Below are 20435 nucleotides of genomic sequence, written 5' to 3' on the forward strand. Positions count from 1 at the left end.
ATGCTTAATAATTTTACTTATTTGTTAGAAACTCCTTATTGGTTATTACAAAATAGTAGTATTGGCAATAAATATCCATTTGTTAAGAAATATGAATTAGTAAATGAAATTAATCAAATTGGGACACGATATAGTGGTAAGACTATATCAAATATTAAAATGTTTGGTGAATTATTAAAAATTAGTTTATTAATTAAAGAACCAATTTGTATAATTGCTAGTATGTATTGAAGTAAAGATTTAAAAGATAGTGTCTTTCAAAATATATGAAATATGTTAGATGAAAATCATATACCTTATACTATTAATTTATCAAATTTTACTTTTACTTTATCAAATGGTAGCAAAATATATTGCAAAGGTTTACATTCGCCAAGCCGGAAAGAAAAATTAAAAGCATTTGCCGATTTGAATAAATATAAATTAGTTATTGATTGAAGAGAAGAATGTGACCAATTTCAAGAAAAAGATTTAAGTGATTTAGAGTTTGCTATTCATGGTTATAAAGAAAAAATAACAATTAATACATGTAATCTCGAAAGTTTAAAAAGATATATTGTTGGTTATTGTAATGAATTAATGCTTTTTAATGAAGAAATAATGCGTAGTAAATATGAACAAATTAAATATATTGAAAAATGAAGTATGAAAATTATTATTCATTATTCTAGTTGAAGATTAAATTATGAATTACCACAAAATAAAGTTAATGAACAATTAAGATTAGAACAATTAGATATCGAACGATCAAGAGTATGGAGTTGAGGACTACCTGGTAATACTAGTGGGTCAATCTCTTTGCGAGATATATTGATATTATGCAAGCAACAGATATTATTCAACCAACGAAATTATTAGGTGGTGTTGATATTGCTAATGTCACTAGTCCAAAAGGACATACCACTGCTGCTAGTTTTTGATTATATAATTCATTTGATAAAAAATCATATAAAGTAGCAGAATATACTCATTCAAATTCTACACAGCAATTTAAAACTGAATTAGAACAAGTAAAAGATATTTTAGAGTTTTATAGCAATCAATTAAATCAATACTTTAATTTAATACAACAAGGAATATCAATTAATGTTCATGATAGTGCTTATTCAACATTGCAAAGTTTAAATCTAGAGAAATATAATTATACTTTTGGTCAATATATGACATTTAAACCAGCACAAAAACAGAAATTTAAAATAAGACATCGTATTGAGGCATTTACAATGTTAATAAATACAAACCAATTAAAATGATTATGAGAAAAATGTCCTGTAAGTAAAACACAATATGAATTAATTCAATGAGAAGATAAGTCAGATGCCAGAGAAGAACGAATGTTAGATTTATATGATGATATATTTAATAGTGATTTTTATGCTTTACATTTTGAATTAGTTAATATGGTTAAACATAATAGTTCAGCAGATTATAAATTATGACAGCAAAGGGAGTGAATAACTTAATGAAAAAAGATATTTATGTAATCCATGATGAGCGTGTAATAAATGCAAAAAGACCTTATATGTCTGTTTGTGGACAGGTTAAAAAAAGACTTTGTCAAGAATTAAAAAAAGATAATATCGCAATATGTAAATTAAATTTATATAACGAATATATTAAAAAATATCAAAAAATTAAAGTATGTGTACAAGTTTTAGCAAATGAACCAAATTTATTAACAGTAAATATTATTAATTATGCACTTATCTTAAAATTAAAGGAGCAAAATAACCGTGAATAATACTTTCCCTAGTTTACCAAACTTAAATGATATTAATAGTGTTTTAAAATTTTATAATTATGATTGAACAATTAATTTAGCAAATATTATTGCTCGCCATCAAATTCTATTAATAAATGGTAAAGATATTTTATTTAAGTCTCATCGTAAAGACATTTTAGAAAAATTAAATTGATGATATGAAACTTATAAAATAAAAGAGAAATTAGATAAAAATGAATTAACAACAAGTTTAATGGGTAAAACTATTTTTGGTTTATTAGAAACTAGTGATGGAAATATTGATTTATGAATTAACCCTTTTAACTTTACATCTCGTGTAAGTAAAATAAACGAAATTGAACAAGGTGCTGATATTTGATTAAATTATTACCAATCAGACAGTGGATTTATTTTAAATTTAATTTGTACCAAAGATAAAATAGTTATTAAAGGTTGGCCAAAAAATAACGAAATAGTTGTTGGACAAAGCAAAACACAAATTGAAGATAATGTTAGACCTGTATTAATACAAGAATTTAAAAACAAATTAGGTATTGTACCTTTTTGAGAAATGATTAATGAGCCCAATCCATTATTCTTATCAACATCAACTACTTTAAATCCATGACCCACAATGGCAAATTGTTATAAATTACAATTTGATTTAGAAGATAGTTTTAATATTAAATCAAAAGAAAGATGAGCAAATCGTACGCACTGATATGGAATATTAGACGATGATTTAATGACTGCCTATAACAAAGGTAATAAAAAAGTATTACAAGATGCTTTTGATGATATTTTTATTCAATCAGGTCAATCAGCTGTAGATGGTCAATTATCACAATCTTTACAAGTAGTACAAGGGACACCAACCTTAGAAACATATACTGAAGACCAAAAAGCAATTATTGAGCAAGTATATTTAGCCTGCCATTTTTCTAGTCCATTTGGTGATAAATCAGATAATGACCAGAATAAAACACAATCATTATTAACTAAAACAAAAGACTTAGAAAAACAAGCATATTTACAAGCATATCGTAAGCAATATTATACTAAAGTTTTTGATACTGTTTTAAAATATTATGGTTTATGAGATGGCACAACAGGTGAACGTCCTTATGGATTTGATTTTATTAGTGCTAGTTTAGTTGACCAAATGCGACAAAATGAATTAATTACTGCTAGATTAGATAATGGCACAATGGAACCAATAAGAGCCATAACTGAATATGATAATATTGATGAATTAGAAGCATCAAAATATTATGAAAAAATAGAAGAATGACAAGATAAATTACAAACAAAAGAAATCGAACATAATAATAAATTAATGGAATATGATGAAACTGGTAATAATCAAAATGCCTTACAAGGTAGAACAGAAATAAAGGAGAATTAAAAAATGAGTAGAATTAACCCAGGAGTTATGGAAGAATTAAGAAGACAAGCCCACGATACTTTAATAGATATCAGAGAAAACATAAAAGATAACAGACACTTGTAGACTGCACCCCGTTTAGTAAGTATTAATAAAAAGGTTTACAAACTTTCATTTATTATATATTTTTCTTTTTGGTTTGAATATCATTTATTTCATTTTTTAACATCATTAATATATTCATTATGAGATTTATAATTTTTATTATGGATTGTTCCTTTTTTAAGTAATGAATGAAAACTCTCAATAATAATGTTGTCTGCACAATGATAATTTTTACCCATTGAAATTATAATTTTGTTATCTAAATATTTACTATTGTAATCTTTAGATGTATATTGATATCCGTGATCTGAATGAATTATTGTTTTATTTAAATCTTTTTTTATTTTTTTAATTTTATTAATTGCATCATTTAAATTATCAATTACAAGTTTGTTATTATTAAATTTTGATCATTTTACATCAATAATTTCTTTAGTATATCCATCAAGTATTGTTGATTGATAATGTTTTTTACCATTTCAAATTAAATAAGTTACATCAGTAAATAAAATTGAAAATCTTTCTTTAATATCATTAAAATTACGATTTACTAAATCAGGATATTTAATTATATTTTTATTTCTATTTTGTTTTATTAATATTTTTCTACGCATACGCTTTACATATTCAGCTTGAATATTATTTTCTTTCATAATTCGCAATACTTTCTTAGCATTATAAACAATGCCATAATCTTCTTTTAAATATTTGGTAATTCGACGATAACCAAATTGTTTTAAATTTTCTTCATAGACTTTTACAATATTTTTTAATGATTCGCTATCCTTACCATTACTTGAATAATTTTTATATTTATCTCAATAACTACGCTTTAAATCTGTTATATCAAGTAATAAATTTAGTGGATATTTATTAATGTTTTCTTTGATAAAAGATACAATTTTTCTTTTATTTAATTGTAAAAGTCATGAAGCTTTTTTAGTAATTCATACCTAACTTTGTAATAGTTTAAATCTCTTTTTTCAAATGATTCTTTTGGACCTTTATTGGTGTTTAAAATTCCTTTCTTAAAATTTTCATACCATGAAGCAACAGTTTTTTTATTAATTTGATATTTTTTTGCAATAAAACTTATACTATTATTTTTAACCTCTTGTACTATCATTTTTCGAAAATATGCTGTATATTTATTAAATTTTTGTCCTTTTCTTGCCATATAAAAATGCACCTCCTTTAAAGTTTAGCAAAGACTTTTTTTCTTTACTTACTCTTTTGGGTGCAGTCTACTATTATAATAAATTTAGAATGATTTTTTCAATCTTTATTTTTAACCTCTTGTTTATCTAATAAGATATTTTTTTCAAAAACAGCAATAGCAGTAGTACTGGTTTCAGATGGGTCAATACCTATTTTTATTCCCATCTTGCTCATTCCTCATTGTTATTATTAACTGTTGGTACTAAATTTGATATATCATCTTCTTTAACTATATTATCGTTTGTGTCCGCTATTTCTGTATAAGATGGGATATTTTTATTATATTATTTGATAAGGGCTCATTGCTCATTTACCCCTGATTTTTGGCGACAGTAATATCATTAAAAGGTATGTAATCAAAATTACCATCTTCTTTAATTTCTTTTTCATCTAAATCAATGTCAGTAAATATCTATACTTAATTCTTGTGCTAATTTACGATATAATTTTGCTTCAACCATTTCTTTTGGTCATTTATTTCAAGGCGAATATTCACTATTTCCACTTGGACTACTATTTTTTAAATGGTCAATATCTGCTTTTTTTAATAAAATACCTTGATAATTTCCATTAATATCTTTTGCAAAAGCATAAGGACCAATAATTTCATTATAATCACTAGTATTTGCATTAAAATTAATCTCATGAATTTTGGGGCAAGAATTTATAGTATCCCATTCAAATTTTTCATCTTTAAATATAATAGATTTTCGTGGACTGTATCCTGCTTCTTCAATTCTTTTACAATAAATTTTACTATCAATAATAGTAGTTAATTTATTTTTAAATGGAATAATATTAAAATCTTTTCCAAAAATTAAACCTTTATTACTTAATTTAATAATTCCTAAGGCTGTAATTTTGGCATTATCTGCATTATTAATTAATTGTAAATAACTTTGTCCATTTTTCATTTTTAATTCTTCAAGTGCTAAAATATTTTCTTTTAAATATTTCTCATTAACTTTTAATTCATATTTAATAATTGCACCTTTAATATATTGTTGTAATTCATTTGTCATTTTATTTTTCTCCTTTATTTATTTTGAATTTAATTCCATTAACTCCAATAGTATTAATATCTTTATTACTATCTCATTGTTCTTTAATTTCGTTTTTAACAACTTGTTCATCGATAATTAAATAATTTTTAATAAGATTAATAAGCCCTAACTTATCGGTATTTTGTAAAAAATCATCATTAACACCTAAAATCTCAATATCTTTAACTAATATTTTTTCTTTACGAAATTTACCAATATTTTTTTCTAATTCCCTATCTATTTTTGCTACATCTTTCATAGCACGAACAACTTATTCATCTTCAATTTGGTCCATGTCTAACCCCATATCAGACGTTAAGTTATTAGCATATTCAACCCTACTTTCTTGTTCTTGTTTTTTAGTTTGAATAAACTGTTGTTGTTTTAAATATTGAACTTGTATTAGGATATTTTTAATTTCAATTTTATTATTTTGAAGTATTTTTTCTAAATTAATAATATTAACTCTAATTCGATTTAATTCATCTTTAAAATCTTTTATTAATTCTAATGGTTCTCTAAAAACAAAATCAATTTTACTAATAGCACTGGGTATATCTTTTAAATGTATATCTTGATAACCATTTAATGTATAATGATTAAGGTGACGATAGATAAACTCTGTTAATTCTTGACCATGATTATCAATTCAATTTTTAATTGGTAATGCTTTTAAACTTAATTTTTTAAAATCATTACCTTTTAAATAAAATGGATAAGTAATATTTTTAATTTGATTATTTAATGTTAAATCTGCCATTATTAAATTTCCTCTAATTGCATTTCTTCAATTAAATTATCAATATCTTCATAAGCACTTTCTTCTGAATGACATTCTTCTAATGCTATATTAAATAAATCTTCTTCTGTATAAACATAACCATCTTCATTTTTTCACATATTATTCATAATTTATCACCTCGTAATCTGCTTCTTCATCTTCTAAATAATCATCTATTAAACCTTTAACTTCATCAATTTCATATCATTTTAAATTTAAGTCAAAATCTGTTGACAATAAAATATTACCTACATATCTTTCTTCATTACCAAATTTAAGATATAAATTTAATTCTCAACTCATATCATAATCACTATCAATTTGTGCATAAATAATATCTTTATTACTAATTTTTAATGCTTTATTATTAATTCATTTTTCATTTAAGTAATCACTAATACAATATGACATTTTCTTATTCCTCCTAATTCTTTTTATTGTTTAATGCTCAATGTTCATCAGTAATATCATCAAGTGATACAAGGTAACTTTTAAGCATTATTTTATTTAATTTATTAATTATGTATTTATTTAACTTTTTCTTTTTCATATATATCCCTTCGTTAAATTATTTTATTAATTTTTTTAATTCTCTTTTTTTAACTCGCTGGCACCCACTCCCAAGTGAAAAGTACCAAAGCGAGAATTAGTTATATAATTAAGGTATTTATCTATTTATTTATTTCACCGCCCGCTTCACTTTGAGGGTGAGCGGTTGCGGTATATTATTCAATAATCGACAGTTGTTTTTTATTGTTTACACCAGATAATTCTCTCTCTTCATCCGCACCATTTCAGGTCAAAACGTTCAGTTTTTAAAATAAATTCACTAGCACCTTGAAGAGCCTAGTGCTGCCTTTGTGGTTTGTTTTAAACCGCTGCCACTTCTAAGAAGTAATATCTATCGCAAATTTATTTATAAAGTGATCATCTCAATATTTATTGTCGTTTGATGTTGACCTTGCACTTATCACGACTATCGCTTAGTTCTAATAAACCAGCGCCGATTTACATATTTCCTCATACACTATTTCAGTACTTGCCTCGGCTGGCTGTGGAAAATGAATTATTTAATCCATTTAGTACTTAATTATTAATTAATAACCGTTCCACACTACATTAAGTTGTTTTATAAAATTTAAGTTTAAAAGAACCAGTTTTATCATCAAAGATAATTTTTGAATTTTCTAAGCATTTATAAAACCGCTTTTGTTTTTTATCTTTTGTTCGATTTAATAAATCTTTATGTTTTTCACAAGTTCATAAAACTCTATTTGATACAAATTCTTCGGTAATGAACGATATTGTTTTATAGCAGTTATCAATATCGCAAATTTTTTGTTGCTTATTAATTGCCATTACTTACTCCTTCCTTTATTAATTTTTTTATTTATTAGCAAATTAATTAACTAAAGCAGAGAAAGGACAACACCTTAAAATAGGAGAAAAACAGTTACACTTTGTAAAGATTTCTAAGATTTTTAATAAATGTCTAACACAAATTAAATACGGTAACAAAAATTGTGATAAAAAGTTTCTATTTTAAAATTTAAGATGCTGTCCTTTCTCTGAATCAATTAATAATTTTTGTTTTATAAATAAAAAACAATTCTTTTTATTTAACAAGAGTTGTTTTTTGGAGCTTCATCGTACATGATGCCATTTTATTAAGTTTTTATGATTTAGTTTTACAGTATACAGGATTTAACATTGAATATTTACGACATTGTTTTTTATTTTTATCATGTATTTTTTGTGCTTTTGTAGCATTACAATTTACACAACCGATTATTTATTTACTATAAATGGCTACAACCTGTCCCGATAAAACTTCAATATTCCCCGTTGACCCAATAAATTCATTACTAACAGCATTCGGGGATAACTCTGCTAACTGAAATTGCTTAACATTATATTTTAAATTAGTAATTGTTACAGTTGCTGATTGCAAACTAAATAAGGAAAAATAACGATATGCCGGTTTAGCAAGCACTTCATTCATCCCTGGTTTTAATAAATAAGCATAAGTATGATCATTCATAAAAATAATATTGTAATGATAAATAAAGTAAAAACAACTCAATTGCATATCGAACCGCTCACCTTGTGCAATAAAAAAAATTTCTTGTGGTTCTAATTTAAGAGCCTCCTGAAGGGCTAATTCCCCATCAAGATAATCTTTCATTTCCAGAACTACTAAAACTTCTTTTGCCTTACTAGTAATTAACTTTGCTTCCGATGCTGTTAAACTATCTTGATCACAACAAAAAAAATCAAAAGTATCAAAAGTTTTAATTAAATCTAACGATCCCCGCTCAACCCCAATTTTATAATAATCTTGATAAGGCTGTAAATCGAGGTTTGTTTCAGAACAAACAATTACCACCTTACTTGCTTTCATCAGTCATTAATTCCTTTACACGGGTTGCTAAATCAGCGTGGCCAAATAAATAACTTCCGGCAACTAAAACATCAACCCCATATTGTTTACAAACCTTAGCCGTCTCAGCATTAATTCCACCATCAACTTCAATTAAAGTCTGCATCTTATTTTGGTCAAGATAATTTCGTAATGTTTTAATCTTGCTTGCGGCGGTCCCTATAAAAGCTTGCCCCCCAAAACCAGGCTCAACAGTCATTATTAATACTAAATCAAGACTATTTAAATGCGAAATAAGTAGATCAATTGGTGTTGCTGGTTTAATGGCTAACCCAATTTTTAACTTTAATTTTGCGCGTAAAGTTAAAAATTCTGTTAATTGCGATGGGGTTAATGCTTCATAATGCAATGTTATGGCTGAAGATCCCGCTTGAATAAATGGCATTAAATAATTTTCAACACTATCATTTTTAATTTTAACCATTAAATGACAATCAAGAAATAAATCACTATAATTAGTAATATCAGCTAAAATTTTTGGACCAAAAGTTAAATTTGGTACAAAGTCACCATCCATTACATCAAAGTGAATTCATTGCGCTCCGGCTGCTTTAATAGCCATTAATTCGTCTTTTAATATTAAATAATTTGCACTTAAAACACTCGGTGCAACAATATATTTTTTCATCATTACCTCTTTCTATTGTTCTTGCATAATTCGCACATAATCATTATAAAAAAACTTCGGAATAATATTTTCTTGCACTAAGGCTTTTATTTTACAATGGGGTTCATGTAAGTGTAAACAAGTTCGAAACTTACATTCACTAGCATACTGATTAAAAAAATGATACGCGAGGGCTAAACCGCTTTTTTCATAATCTCTTAAATCAAAGGTTGAAAAACCTGGCGTATCTGCAATCATACCATGTAATAGTTCATATAAGGCACTTGTTGTTGTTGTATGCTTCCCCTGCCCTAAGGCTTTTGAAATTTTTTGAGTTTTAATTATTTCCGCTTGTAATAAAGTATTTAATGTTGACGACTTGCCACTTCCCGTTTGACCAGTAAAAACTGAAATTTTATTTTGAAAAAGTTGTTCAAATTGTTGTCATGTTTTTTTGTCATCCTTTTTATTACTAATAAAATAAACATCATACCCTAAGGCTGGATATCAATTAAAATATTTTTGATAAAGGTCCTCTGTTTGTACTAAGTCTTTCTTAGTAAAAACAATCACTGGTTTTAAACTTTTATATTCAATAAATGCTAAATATTTATTTAATAAATATGAATTAAAAGTTGGCTCGATCATTGCTGTAATAATAATAACTTGATCAACATTGGTAATTCGGGGGCGATATAATTCATTTTTTCGTGGTTTAATTTGATAAATAATTCCTTGTTTGTCATTTTGGATTTCAAACTGAACATAGTCCCCAACAACTGGTTTAATCTCTTGATGGCGAAATAACCCTTTTGCTTTACATGCATAAACCTGTTGGTCAGCATCATTTTTCACATAACAAAACTGGCTAACAATGCAAATAATCATTCCTTTTTGATGCATATTACTTTACCTTGTTAAAAACAACCAAAGGCAAACCATCGCAATAATAAAAACAACAAACAAAAAACTAAACCATCAGACAACCTTAATTCTTAAAAACCATGGGTAAGAATAATAGCGATCATACAGTTTATGTGACTTCCCTTTTACAGCAATTAAATTAGATAATTTTAATGGTTTATCATTTTGATGTTCAATTGTTTCAACTACTTGTAAACTAGTATTAAACTCCGTAACCGTTTGAAAACGCTCACTGGGGTCTTTGGCAATTGCTTTTAAAATAACATTTTCCAAACTTTGTGGTAACATTGGATTCACTAAGCGCGGACGTAATGGTAATTCTTTAACATGCTTCACCGCAATAAATGTTGGATTTTTCCCAACAAACGGCGCTGTTCCAATTGCTAACTCATATAATATAATTCCTAATGCATAAATATCACTGCGTTTAGTGGCTGGTTTCGACTGAACAATTTCAGGAGCCATATATTTTGAGGTTCCAATAATCTTGCTGCTTTCTAAATCTTCACTATTTTCTAAAATTGCGACTCCAAAATCAGCAACTTTGATTTTTCCATCATATGAAATTAAAATATTTTCTGGTTTAATATCCCGGTGAATAATATCATTTTGGTGTGCTTCTGTAATTGCTAAATTAATTTCATCAAAAAAATATAATAATTCTTTAACAGTACACGGTCCTAATGTTAATAAACGGTCTTTTAAAGTATAACCTTTCACTAATTCTAAAACTAAACAATGACGATCATATGCTTCAAATGAACCATAAACCTTAACAACATTATTATGGGAAAATTGCGCAATTGAATTGTATTCTTTATTAAAACGTTCCACTGCTTCTTTATTCTTTGATAAAGTTAATGTCATAATTTTAATTGCAACATGGCGTTTTAATAACATATCGTACCCTTCAAAAACTTCAGCCATTCCACCATCAGCAATTTTAGCTAAAATCTGATATCGATTATGTAAAATCGTTCCAATTGTGATTGGTTTCATTTTCTCCACCCTTTACTTTATTATTTCAACTTGTAAACATCATAACACAAAAAACACGAATAAAAAACAAACTGTAAATTGTGTATGCTGTAAAACTAAATGATAAAAAGTTAATAAAATTATAACAAATTAAAAATAAAAAACAATAATCACAAAAAATATTAAATTAAAAACAATATTTTTAATTTAATATTTTTTGTGATTATTGTTTTTTATTTTTAATTTGTTATAATTTTATTAACTTTTTATCATTTAGTTTTACAGCATACAATATAAAAATGGAGTGGAAAATGATGACATCAATTTTTGAATATCGGAAAGAGGAATTACAATTAGACTTAGTTGTGCATGGTTTTAAAAAATATTTGGCAGAGCAAATTTTTGATTGAATATATATCAAAAACATATATTCTTTTGATGAAATGACAAATATTTCAAAAACGGACCGAATTAAATTACAAGAATATTATACAATTGAGCCATTAAAAATTGTTGTGCAACAACAATCAAAAGATGGAACAATAAAATTTTTATTTCAATTAGCAGATGACTATAAAATTGAAACAGTTTTAATGCCGAAAAATTATGGTAATTCAGTTTGTGTCACAACACAAGTTGGATGTAATATGGCTTGCACTTTTTGTGCCTCAGGGCTATTAAAGAAGACGCGTAATTTATCAACTGCTGAAATTATCCAACAAGTTATGATGGTTAACCGTTACTTAGCAGCAACGCAAGATCGTGTTAGTCACATTGTTGTAATGGGGATTGGGGAACCATTTGATAATTTTGATAATACCCTTAAGTTTGTTAACATTATTAATGATGCAAAAGGTTATCAAATTGGCGCTCGTCATATTACAATTTCAACTTGTGGTTTGATTCCTAAAATTAAACAATTTGCGGAGTTAAAAACGCAAGTTAATTTAGCTATTTCGTTGCATGCACCAAACAATACGATTCGTAATCAATTAATGCCAATTAATAAAGCTTACCCAGTGGAAAAACTAATGGGTGCTGTGCGTTATTATATTGAATTAACTAATCGTCGGGTTACTTTTGAATATATTTTAATTGAGGATGTTAATGATAGTCGTGAAACAGCGTTAGAATTAGCAAAATTAATTCGGGGATTAAATGCTTATGTTAATTTAATTCCCTATAATACGGTCGTAGAAAATGGTTATCAACGTAGCACTAAAATTAATCAATTTTTTGAAACTTTACAACAACAAAAAATTAATTGTATTGTACGGCGTGAATTTGGTCATGATATTGATGCTGCTTGTGGACAATTGTGCGCTAAAAATGAAGGGATTATTAGAAAATAATTATGCAAATACAGTTTGGATATAAAACTGATATTGGTGCTTATCGTAGTAGTAATCAAGATTACTTTGATTTTGCTAATAATAGTTTTAATAATTATATTGCGATTGTTTGTGACGGAATGGGTGGCCATCAGCATGGGGAAATTGCTAGTAAAATGGCGGTTGATAGTTTAGTCGAATATTTTAAACGAACAAATTTTAATCACTTATCGGATGAAGAAATGAACAAATGATTTCGACAGACAATTTTAGCAATTCAAGAAGAAATGGTCACTTATGCGCAAGTTTATCCTGATACGAGTGATATGGGAACAACTGTTGTGGCAGCATTAATTGCAAATGGAAAAGTATATGTAATTAATATTGGTGATTCACGGTTATATAAATTTTATCATGATAAAATTTATCAAATTACGACTGATCAAAATATGGAAAATTCAATCGAGTATCGGGAAAAACAAGAATTAGAATTTCAAGGTCAGTATAAAAAACAATATAATATGCATACTTTTTGAAAAGTATTAACAAGTGCCTTAGGACCAACTAAGAATTTAAAAATTGATACTTATGTAATTGAAGATATTAAGGGGCAATATTTATTAACAACAGATGGTATTCATGATTATGTTGATGAAATTGATTTGATTGAAACCTTAAAATCAGCAAATAAATTAAATGATAAAGTTAAAATTTTAATTGATAGGGCATTAGAAAACTTATCAACCGATAATTTAACAGGCGTTGTTTTTGAAATAACAGATTAAAGCCCTGTTATTTTTTACAGTATACAACCGATAAATTTAAAAAACAAATTATTTTACTTTATCAAAATGGTAAAACCATTCTTGAAATTTTTAAGGAATATGGGGTGTCAAAATCAGTCGTATATCAGTAAATTGAAAAATTTAATAATTCTCGATCTTTACCTTGTAAATTGAACTTGTCCTACAGTATTGCCAAATTCATCTTTTCTTCTAAAATATGATGATGCTTGGGTACTGATGATATTATCAACTGTTCCACCATTTACTTTTATTTTGTTTGGTGGAGTTATTTTTCAATCTTTAGATCAATAAAATTTAGAATCAATATTTTCTCTATGAGTAGTTTTTCCAACAGTAGGATTAGTTGCTGTTGAACTTGCTTGGTCAGTCATAACAATACCTTCATTATTTTTTTTGCTTTCAAAAATAATATCTATTTTCCATATCTTTTTTTCAATCTTTATAACCAGTTATCATAGTTGGTTGAATACCTTGAATATTATATCAACTTACTTCAGGTGATGCATAAGTATTTATTTTATCAGGAGGAGTAGGAAACATATTATACATTAATAAATCTCTTGAATTTATTACTTTTGTATTAAATTGACCTTTAATAATTGGTCTACCAATCACAGGTATATCAAAAAAGATCGGATTACGATAAAATTTAACAGCCATTGCTCTAACGCCGGGATCTTTTAATAAAACCTCATCTAATTCAACAATACCTTTATTTAGTTTTTCATCATAAGTTATTTTAGGAAAATAATAACCTTCACCTGGCGCTGATGTTTGAATAAATTGTCGCACTGATAAACCACTATTACTAATTTTGTCATTAATACTTGAAAATGTAATTTCTTGTCATAAAAAACTACCATCATATGGTGAATAATAATTAATAACACTTGATGGATATAATCATTGTCTATCTTGCGGTGCAATATTTATATTACCACCACCAATATTTAAACCATGGTCATTAAAAATAGTATAAAAATTATAATAATCATTAATATTTATTTTATCATCATATTCATCTAAAATTAATAAAGTATACTGTCTTTATGTTGATTGTTGGGTAAATACTTGTTCAAATTTAGCATCACCAAATTGAATTGAACTTCTATCATCAATAATATAAGCATCTCAATATTTACCAACTTTAACCTCTTTTGTATAAAAATTATCGGCTTTATTATCATTATTAATAAAATAACTTAATTTATATTGCTTTAAGTATGCTAACATTCTATTAATATCATGAATATTTTCACCATCAATTAATTTTCAATAAACATTGCTATTTTCATCTTTTAATTTCATAGCAAACGGTGTTTCATTATTTGATCATATTGTTTAATTAATTGGTTGTTTACTAAAATCATCAATCGTTAAGATATTGATTTCTTCACCTTTATGTTTTTGAACTATTTTTAAACTATCTTGTCATTGAGCAATCGTACTTTCCATATTATCAAAATTAGACTGCACCCAAAAAAGTAAGTAAAGAAAAAAAGTCTTTGCTAAACTTTAGACTGCACCCTGTTTAGTAAGTATTAATAAACAGGGTGCAGTCTAGTCTAATACTTGCTTTTTTACTAAATAAAATATGATAAAAAAGTATTTTTGATTTACGATTTACTAAAACTAACAAATAAAAATTACCACAATCAAGAGTATACATTTCTCAAATTCCACTAAAACTTAAATCATTTCCATAATCATTTAAAAATTGCTTATAATTTCTAATATTAAGTAATTTTCCACGATTATCATTTTGTTCCCCATTTTTTGTTTTTCTTTTTTTATTTTTAAAATATAGCATTTCTTTTTTTAAATTAAAATAACCTAATTTAATATATTTATACATTGTTTTAAAACATACACCAAATTTTACATTATATTGTAATTCATACGAAGTAATAATATTTTGTGGCGAACAACCAAAATTATTATATTCATTAGAAAAATGACTTAATTCTTGTGAATTTAACATTGAATATTTACGACATTGTTTTTTATTTTTATCATGTATTTTTTGTGCTTTTGCAGCATTATAATTATTAATATTATCAAAACATATTTAACTCTTGCCAAATAGTTCTATAATCTCTATTCATTTGCTTAGAAATTTTTCGAATATTAATGTTTGTAAATTGTAAATACCAAATCATAAAAATATAAAGGATAGTAATTATTTTTAATTTAATATTTTTTGTGATTATTGTTTTTTATTTTTAATTTGTTATAATTTTATTAACTTTTTATGATTTACTTTTACAGTATACAATCTATTAAAATTAAAGATGAATCAGAAAAGAAAGAAATTAATATAAAATATTTTGTTTTAAAATATTAAAATATCAAGAATTAATATTAGCCGAAGAGAAAACATTAGAGAAGCTTGTTAATCCTAGTCATATGTTAACGAACATTGATGATTTTTTTAAATAATATAAAGGGAAAGATAACGAAAAATTAACAATTTAATTAGGAAAATATAATAAAATTATTGATAGGGAACTATTGCTTTATTATATTTTCTAGTTATAATTAATAATGTTAATTTAGTTTAGTGGTGATTTTTATGATTGAGAAAATTAATGTAGCTAAAATTGCAGATTTGGTTCATGCAGCAGTTATTACAGTACCTGGGGTAGCTGGGTTCGCAAAAATTGATGATACTGAAAATAATGAAGAAAATGTGATAATGTTGCTTAAAGATTACTCACAGTCAATTAAATTGAGACAAGATGGTCGTAACTTTTATATCGATATGTTTATAATTTTGCTTGAAGGAGTAAATATTAAGGATATTGCGCAAGAAATACAAATTAGGATTAAATATGAGTTAGAAAAGTTAGATATTTATTCAAATGACATTATGATTTATGTTAATGTAAATATTCAAGATTTATTAATTTAGGAAAGTTTATTAAAAACGAGATATTTAGAATGATGCAAGATTTACAATTATATCACTTAGGAGAGTTAAAAAAGGAAAAGTAATTGATGAAAAATGTAAAGGTGATAGAAATGGAATTTAATGCAAAATCTTTTAAAGATTCACTGATTAGCGGCTATAATAATTTATATAATTTTTATCCAGAAATTGATAAATTAAATGTTTTTCCAGTTCCTGATGGTGATACAGGAACAAATATGAATTTAACAATGAGTAATGCTGTCAAGGAAATCAATGAGTTCAATTCGGAATCAATTAGTAAGATTGCTGATATTTTTGCGCGTGGCTTAATTATGGGCGCGCGTGGGAATTCGGGAGTTATTTTATCACAGATTTTTCGTGGTTTTGCGAACAGCTTAAAGGAATTTGATGAATTAAATTTTGATTCAGTTAAAGCGGGAATTTCCCAAGCGAATGAAGTTGCTTATAAAGCGGTAATGAAACCGGTTGAAGGAACAATTTTAACAGTAATTCGCGAAACAGCAGAGCATGTTTCAACATTAGATCAGGAAATTTCTGTGCCAGAATTATTTCAAAAAATTGTTGATTTTGCAACAGAATCATTAAATCATACACCAGAGTTATTACCCGTTTTAAAAGAAGTTGGGGTTGTTGATTCCGGTGGTTTTGGTTTAGTAAAAATTTTTGAAGGAATTACAGAATATTGAAAAACAGGAAAAATTGTGCCACAACAAAAAAAACAAGTCGAAAATGTTGGTGAAAATATTGTGATGGCTTTGCAAAATGAAGAATTCGGTTATTGTACTGAAGCAATTGTGATGCTCGATAGTAAGCATATTAATAAAATTAATGTTACGCAAGTTCGTCAAAAATTAGAGGACCAAGGTGGAAAATCAATTGTCGCTGTTGTTGATAATGATATTTTAAAAGTTCATGTTCATACTTTACTGCCCGGCCATATTTTAACTTTTTTACAACAACATGGTGAAATTAAAAATATTAAAATTGAAAATATGAATTTACAAGCCGAAAAACATATTAAAACAATTAAAGTTGATCGGCAATTGAAAAATCCGGCCTCTATTATCGCTGTTATACCATCAAATGGGATTGCTAATTTCTTTAAAACTGACTTAAATATTCAATTTACGGTTAATGGTGGTGCATCAATGAATCCATCAACAGATGATTATTTAAGTGCTATTGAAGCGGTTGATGCAGTTGATGTCTTTATTTTGCCAAATAATAGTAATGCGATTTTAGCCGCGCAACAAGCCGCAAAAGTTGAACGTAAATCAAATGTCTATGTCATACCAACAACATCCGTTCAAGAAGGAATGGTAGCGGCGTTGTCATTTGAATCAGGAGAAGCTCCTAAAAAGATTTATTCAACTTTAAAATCAAGTCTTAAAAATGTGACAAGTTTATCAATTACGATTTCTGCTAAAACAGCTTCAATTGATGGGATTAAGATTAATAAAGGGGAATACATGGGGATTATGAACAAAAAAATTATTTGTTCATACCCAACCTTAACAAAAACAATGAAATATTTGTTTAACCGCGCAATTAATAAATCAACCGAAATTGTTACAATTTTTACTGGTGAAGAAGCTGAAACATGGGATATCAATGCAATTCGAAAATATTTAGATGAAAGTTTCGATGTTGAATATGAATTCATTGATGGTGACCAAACATTATATCCATTTTTAATTGCTGTTGAATAAAAAAGAAAATAAATTTAAGTTTTTTATTTATTTGTCTTGAAATGAATTATGAATATGATAATATGTTAGGGGTTTAGATTTTATGGCACTATAGCCAAGGTGGCTAAGGCATGGGACTGCAACTCCCCGATCGTCGGTTCGAATCCGACTAGTGCCTCCATTTAAATCTATTTAACATTTAAATATAGTTTTACTTCTATGCGCTTATAGATCAATTGGATAGATCGTTTGACTACGGATCAAAAGGCTGAGGGTTCGAATCCTTCTAGGCGCGCCATTTATTTAAATGTTATTTTTTTTCGGAAAGTAGCTTAGCTTGGTAGAGCACTCGGTTTGGGACCGAGGGGTCGCAGGTTCGAATCCTGTCTTTCCGACCATTTTTTATACTATTTTTGGGCCCGTAGCTCAGCTGGGAGAGCACCTGCCTTGCACGCAGGGGGTCGACGGTTCGATCCCGTTCGGGTCCACCATTAACATTAATAAAACAATTAAACATGATATGGCGGGATAGCTCAGCTGGTTAGAGCGCTCGGCTCATACCCGGGAGGTCAAGAGTTCAAGTCTCTTTCTCGCTACCATGGACCCTTAGCTCAGTTGGTTAGAGCGCTCGGCTCATAACCGGATGGTCACTGGTTCAAGTCCAGTAGGGTCCACCATTTATTATTTAATTGCTTTTAATTGCTTTCATCACATTTTTGGAAGATTACCCAAGCCTGGTTGAAGGGATCGGTCTTGAAAACCGACAGGCGGTGAAAGCCGCGCGGGGGTTCGAATCCCTCATCTTCCGCCATTTTACAGAAAAAACTTGCAATTAAAAGTTAAGTTATGATAGTATTAAAATTGTGGGGTGGAGCAGTGGTAGCTCGTTGGGCTCATAACCCAAAGGTCGCAGGTTCAAGTCCTGCCCCCGCAACCAATGGTCTTGTAGTGAAGTGGTTATCATGCCTCTCTGTCACAGAGGAGATCGCGGGTTCAAGTCCCGTCAAGACCGCCAATCCTGGTTCAGTAGCTCAGTTGGTAGAGCATTTGATTGAAGCTCAAAGTGTCGGCAGTTCAATTCTGTCCTGAACCACCATTGAATTTAGTTAAAAATAACCCTAGACTCTAGATTAATTTAGAGTCTTTTATTTTTGTTATAAATTGTAAATTGTAAATATCAAAAACTTCCCCGATATTGATTTAATGATTCGCTGTGGTGGTGAACAACGGTTAAGTAATTTCTTATTATTACAAAGTCGTTATGCTGAATTATATTTTATGAAAGACTTTTGACCAGAATTTGATGAAAATGCTTTCACTGCGGCAATATTGGATTATAATAATAGAAATAGAAGATTTGGAGGAATTGAAAGTGATAAAAAATCAGGATAATAATGTGTTTGTTAATGAAAAAGAAATGTCAGCAGGAACTAATAATGGATTAAATAAGCCAGACAAAACAAAAGACCACAAAGGCATATTTCAAAAAAAATATGTTGCTCGTCACATTACCTTTTATGCCTTATTAGTTTTTTTAACATTATATTTATTTACTGGCGTAATTACGACAGAATGACATGGTTGAGAAAAAACACCACATATTGAAATTGCTAATTATGTTTTTATTATTATTAATGTTGTTATTTTAGGGTTAGTTAACTATGAAATTCTACGGTTACTTGGTGGAACAAGGTGACCAATTTATACCCAAGTTATTACTTACGTATTAATGATTTTTTTATTTTTATTTCCAGTTGAGGCATTGGCAGATGAATATGGGGCCATTGGGGCAATTAATTATCCGTTTTATACCTTCATGAACTTCACTTGATTAAAACCATGAATTATTTTTGTCATTTATTTATGTATCATTTTAGTGTATTACTGTTTAGTATTTAGTTCAAAAGATATTATCTTTGGTAAAATGACTTTAGTTTTAATTTTTACCTTGTATTTAACTTTTTCTTTCAAAGCAATGAATAAATTTATGTTAAATCCGGTTTATGGTTGAAGTAGTGTTGTTTGATTAGCCTTAATTATTATTTTAACTGATACCTTTGCTTTTGTGGGGGGAGTTACTTGTGGAAAACATAAATTAGCCCCAACGATATCTCCAAATAAAACGTGAGAAGGGGCAGTGATGGGAACTGTTTTCGCTGCCGGAGTAGCAATTACTTATGCTATCTTAATGTTTCATTTTGATTCGAATAGTCAACATTGAGTTTTTAGCTTTTTTTCAAATGATAATGACAAAAATGTTATGCGATATGTAATCTATCTTTTATTAGCAATTGTGTTGAGTATTTTATCACAATTAGGGGATTTATCATTCTCATGAATTAAACGACGTTATGATATTAAAGATTTTAGTAATTTATTTCCTGGCCATGGTGGGGTTTTAGATCGTTTGGATTCATTTTCATTAGTCTTTTTTGTAATGTTTATTATTTCTAATGTAGCCTTAAAACAATAATT

Annotated in this window: 28 protein-coding genes, 10 tRNA genes and 2 pseudogenes; 20 read left to right on the top strand and 20 right to left on the bottom strand. The window is 27.5% G+C overall.

Translation table 4 applies throughout. The features are described from left to right. Genes AACK78_RS01650 through AACK78_RS01665 form a run of 4 tightly spaced genes read left to right on the top strand, consistent with a single transcriptional unit; the run spans window position 1 to window position 3128 of the window. A complete protein-coding gene (locus AACK78_RS01650; protein WP_338955928.1) occupies window positions 1-858 on the top strand; it encodes a phage terminase large subunit in 858 nt (285 codons plus the stop codon). Next, the gene (locus AACK78_RS01655) at window positions 819-1463 is read left to right on the top strand and encodes a PBSX family phage terminase large subunit (RefSeq protein ID WP_338955930.1); all 645 of its coding nucleotides are present in this window, start codon (window positions 819-821) and stop codon (window positions 1461-1463) included. The genes AACK78_RS01650 and AACK78_RS01655 overlap by 40 nt, the downstream gene beginning before the upstream one ends. Further along, window positions 1463-1741 (top strand): hypothetical protein, encoded by a 279-nt coding sequence (locus AACK78_RS01660; protein ID WP_338955932.1) that lies wholly within the window; start codon window positions 1463-1465, stop codon window positions 1739-1741. The genes AACK78_RS01655 and AACK78_RS01660 overlap by 1 nt, the downstream gene beginning before the upstream one ends. Beyond that, a complete protein-coding gene (locus AACK78_RS01665; RefSeq protein WP_338955934.1) occupies window positions 1734-3128 on the top strand; it encodes a hypothetical protein in 1395 nt (464 codons plus the stop codon). The genes AACK78_RS01660 and AACK78_RS01665 overlap by 8 nt, the downstream gene beginning before the upstream one ends. Window positions 3129-3268: 140 nt before the next feature. Here the strand turns inward: AACK78_RS01665 and AACK78_RS01670 are convergent, their stop codons facing one another. The 15 genes and pseudogenes from AACK78_RS01670 to AACK78_RS01735 form a co-directional block, all read right to left on the bottom strand. After that, window positions 3269-3865: a DDE-type integrase/transposase/recombinase gene (locus AACK78_RS01670; RefSeq protein WP_338955936.1), complete on the bottom strand. Its 597-nt coding sequence runs from the start codon at window positions 3863-3865 to the stop codon at window positions 3269-3271. Window positions 3866-3886: 21 nt separating this feature from the next. Beyond that, window positions 3887-4159: pseudogene (locus AACK78_RS07315) on the bottom strand (hypothetical protein); the annotation flags it as partial. Further along, entirely contained in the window at window positions 4126-4389 is a 264-nt protein-coding gene (locus AACK78_RS01675; RefSeq protein WP_338954390.1) for a transposase family protein, read from the bottom strand. The gene AACK78_RS01675 and the pseudogene AACK78_RS07315, both read right to left, overlap by 34 nt. 44 nt (window positions 4390-4433) lie before the next feature. Then, the gene (locus AACK78_RS01680) at window positions 4434-4604 is read right to left on the bottom strand and encodes a hypothetical protein (RefSeq protein ID WP_338955938.1); all 171 of its coding nucleotides are present in this window, start codon (window positions 4602-4604) and stop codon (window positions 4434-4436) included. Between the two features lie 200 nt (window positions 4605-4804). Beyond that, the gene (locus tag AACK78_RS01685) at window positions 4805-5452 is read right to left on the bottom strand and encodes a recombinase RecT (RefSeq protein WP_338955940.1); all 648 of its coding nucleotides are present in this window, start codon (window positions 5450-5452) and stop codon (window positions 4805-4807) included. Between the two features lies 1 nt (window position 5453). Continuing rightward, the gene (locus tag AACK78_RS01690; protein ID WP_338955941.1) at window positions 5454-5732 is read right to left on the bottom strand and encodes a hypothetical protein; all 279 of its coding nucleotides are present in this window, start codon (window positions 5730-5732) and stop codon (window positions 5454-5456) included. A 12-nt stretch (window positions 5733-5744) separates the two neighbouring features. Further along, a complete protein-coding gene (locus AACK78_RS01695; RefSeq protein ID WP_338955943.1) occupies window positions 5745-6233 on the bottom strand; it encodes a hypothetical protein in 489 nt (162 codons plus the stop codon). Window positions 6234-6235: 2 nt separating this feature from the next. Then, window positions 6236-6382 (bottom strand): hypothetical protein, encoded by a 147-nt coding sequence (locus AACK78_RS01700; RefSeq protein WP_338955945.1) that lies wholly within the window; start codon window positions 6380-6382, stop codon window positions 6236-6238. Then, window positions 6375-6665: a hypothetical protein gene (locus AACK78_RS01705; protein WP_338955947.1), complete on the bottom strand. Its 291-nt coding sequence runs from the start codon at window positions 6663-6665 to the stop codon at window positions 6375-6377. The genes AACK78_RS01700 and AACK78_RS01705 overlap by 8 nt, the downstream gene beginning before the upstream one ends. A 13-nt stretch (window positions 6666-6678) precedes the next feature. After that, window positions 6679-6804: a hypothetical protein gene (locus tag AACK78_RS01710; protein WP_338955949.1), complete on the bottom strand. Its 126-nt coding sequence runs from the start codon at window positions 6802-6804 to the stop codon at window positions 6679-6681. 569 nt (window positions 6805-7373) lie between these two features. Further along, window positions 7374-7613 carry a hypothetical protein gene (locus AACK78_RS01715; protein ID WP_338955951.1) on the bottom strand — a complete coding sequence of 80 codons (240 nt, stop codon included), beginning with the start codon at window positions 7611-7613 and terminating at the stop codon, window positions 7374-7376. Between the two features lie 433 nt (window positions 7614-8046). Next, window positions 8047-8655: a thiamine diphosphokinase gene (locus AACK78_RS01720; protein ID WP_338955953.1), complete on the bottom strand. Its 609-nt coding sequence runs from the start codon at window positions 8653-8655 to the stop codon at window positions 8047-8049. Then, window positions 8642-9322, bottom strand: a complete 681-nt coding sequence (gene rpe, locus AACK78_RS01725) for a ribulose-phosphate 3-epimerase (RefSeq protein ID WP_338955955.1) — start codon at window positions 9320-9322, stop codon at window positions 8642-8644. The genes AACK78_RS01720 and rpe overlap by 14 nt, the downstream gene beginning before the upstream one ends. Window positions 9323-9334: 12 nt before the next feature. Then, window positions 9335-10204, bottom strand: coding sequence for a ribosome small subunit-dependent GTPase A (gene rsgA, locus AACK78_RS01730; RefSeq protein WP_338955957.1), 870 nt, complete (start codon window positions 10202-10204; stop codon window positions 9335-9337). A 6-nt stretch (window positions 10205-10210) separates the two neighbouring features. Continuing rightward, window positions 10211-11224: a protein kinase domain-containing protein gene (locus AACK78_RS01735; RefSeq protein ID WP_338955959.1), complete on the bottom strand. Its 1014-nt coding sequence runs from the start codon at window positions 11222-11224 to the stop codon at window positions 10211-10213. Window positions 11225-11517: 293 nt separating this feature from the next. On the opposite strand from AACK78_RS01735, the gene rlmN reads away from it, so the two are divergent. Together rlmN and AACK78_RS01745 are read left to right on the top strand one after the other, a co-directional pair. Beyond that, on the top strand, window positions 11518-12555 hold the full coding sequence (gene rlmN / locus AACK78_RS01740) for a 23S rRNA (adenine(2503)-C(2))-methyltransferase RlmN (RefSeq protein WP_422396876.1): 1038 nt from the start codon (window positions 11518-11520) through the stop codon (window positions 12553-12555). A gap of 2 nt (window positions 12556-12557) precedes the next feature. Then, on the top strand, window positions 12558-13319 hold the full coding sequence (locus AACK78_RS01745) for a PP2C family protein-serine/threonine phosphatase (protein WP_338955963.1): 762 nt from the start codon (window positions 12558-12560) through the stop codon (window positions 13317-13319). Window positions 13320-13477: 158 nt separating this feature from the next. On the opposite strand, the gene AACK78_RS01750 is transcribed toward AACK78_RS01745, so the two are convergent. From AACK78_RS01750 to AACK78_RS01770, 5 genes and pseudogenes are all read right to left on the bottom strand, one after another. Beyond that, a complete protein-coding gene (locus AACK78_RS01750; RefSeq protein ID WP_338955965.1) occupies window positions 13478-13711 on the bottom strand; it encodes a hypothetical protein in 234 nt (77 codons plus the stop codon). Window positions 13712-13724: 13 nt separating this feature from the next. Continuing rightward, a complete protein-coding gene (locus AACK78_RS01755) occupies window positions 13725-14132 on the bottom strand; it encodes a hypothetical protein (protein ID WP_338955967.1) in 408 nt (135 codons plus the stop codon). A 255-nt stretch (window positions 14133-14387) separates the two neighbouring features. Next, the gene (locus AACK78_RS01760) at window positions 14388-14648 is read right to left on the bottom strand and encodes a hypothetical protein (protein WP_338955968.1); all 261 of its coding nucleotides are present in this window, start codon (window positions 14646-14648) and stop codon (window positions 14388-14390) included. 33 nt (window positions 14649-14681) lie between these two features. Next, window positions 14682-14816, bottom strand: coding sequence for a hypothetical protein (locus AACK78_RS01765; protein WP_338955970.1), 135 nt, complete (start codon window positions 14814-14816; stop codon window positions 14682-14684). Window positions 14817-14901: 85 nt separating this feature from the next. Then, window positions 14902-15472: pseudogene (locus AACK78_RS01770) on the bottom strand (IS30 family transposase); the annotation flags it as partial. 440 nt (window positions 15473-15912) lie between these two features. Here AACK78_RS01770 and AACK78_RS01775 point away from each other — a divergent pair. The 14 genes from AACK78_RS01775 (at window position 15913) to AACK78_RS01840 (ending at window position 20433) form a co-directional block, all read left to right on the top strand. Continuing rightward, entirely contained in the window at window positions 15913-16251 is a 339-nt protein-coding gene (locus tag AACK78_RS01775) for an Asp23/Gls24 family envelope stress response protein (protein WP_338955974.1), read from the top strand. 110 nt (window positions 16252-16361) lie between these two features. Beyond that, window positions 16362-17981 (top strand): DAK2 domain-containing protein, encoded by a 1620-nt coding sequence (locus tag AACK78_RS01780; RefSeq protein ID WP_422396877.1) that lies wholly within the window; start codon window positions 16362-16364, stop codon window positions 17979-17981. A gap of 84 nt (window positions 17982-18065) precedes the next feature. Next, window positions 18066-18141, top strand: a tRNA-Cys gene (locus AACK78_RS01785). 40 nt (window positions 18142-18181) lie between these two features. After that, window positions 18182-18258, top strand: a tRNA-Arg gene (locus tag AACK78_RS01790). Between the two features lie 23 nt (window positions 18259-18281). Next, a tRNA-Pro gene (locus AACK78_RS01795) sits at window positions 18282-18358 on the top strand. Window positions 18359-18375: 17 nt separating this feature from the next. Then, window positions 18376-18451, top strand: a tRNA-Ala gene (locus AACK78_RS01800). A 31-nt stretch (window positions 18452-18482) separates the two neighbouring features. Continuing rightward, a tRNA-Met gene (locus tag AACK78_RS01805) sits at window positions 18483-18559 on the top strand. A gap of 1 nt (window position 18560) precedes the next feature. Beyond that, window positions 18561-18637: transfer RNA gene (locus AACK78_RS01810), tRNA-Ile, on the top strand. A gap of 41 nt (window positions 18638-18678) precedes the next feature. Continuing rightward, window positions 18679-18771 (top strand) — tRNA-Ser (locus AACK78_RS01815). 51 nt (window positions 18772-18822) lie between these two features. Then, window positions 18823-18897: transfer RNA gene (locus tag AACK78_RS01820), tRNA-Met, on the top strand. 2 nt (window positions 18898-18899) lie between these two features. Beyond that, window positions 18900-18975 (top strand) — tRNA-Asp (locus tag AACK78_RS01825). Between the two features lie 5 nt (window positions 18976-18980). Next, window positions 18981-19056 (top strand) — tRNA-Phe (locus AACK78_RS01830). Between the two features lie 107 nt (window positions 19057-19163). Next, window positions 19164-19352, top strand: coding sequence for an undecaprenyl diphosphate synthase family protein (locus AACK78_RS01835; protein ID WP_338955977.1), 189 nt, complete (start codon window positions 19164-19166; stop codon window positions 19350-19352). Then, window positions 19336-20433, top strand: a complete 1098-nt coding sequence (locus tag AACK78_RS01840) for a phosphatidate cytidylyltransferase (protein WP_422396878.1) — start codon at window positions 19336-19338, stop codon at window positions 20431-20433. Before AACK78_RS01835 ends, AACK78_RS01840 begins: the two co-directional genes overlap by 17 nt. Window positions 20434-20435: the final 2 nt, after the last annotated feature.

Origin of the sequence: Spiroplasma endosymbiont of Polydrusus cervinus, from assembly GCF_964019755.1 — a bacterium.
Classification (GTDB): Bacteria; Bacillota_I; Bacilli_A; order Mycoplasmatales; family Mycoplasmataceae; genus Spiroplasma.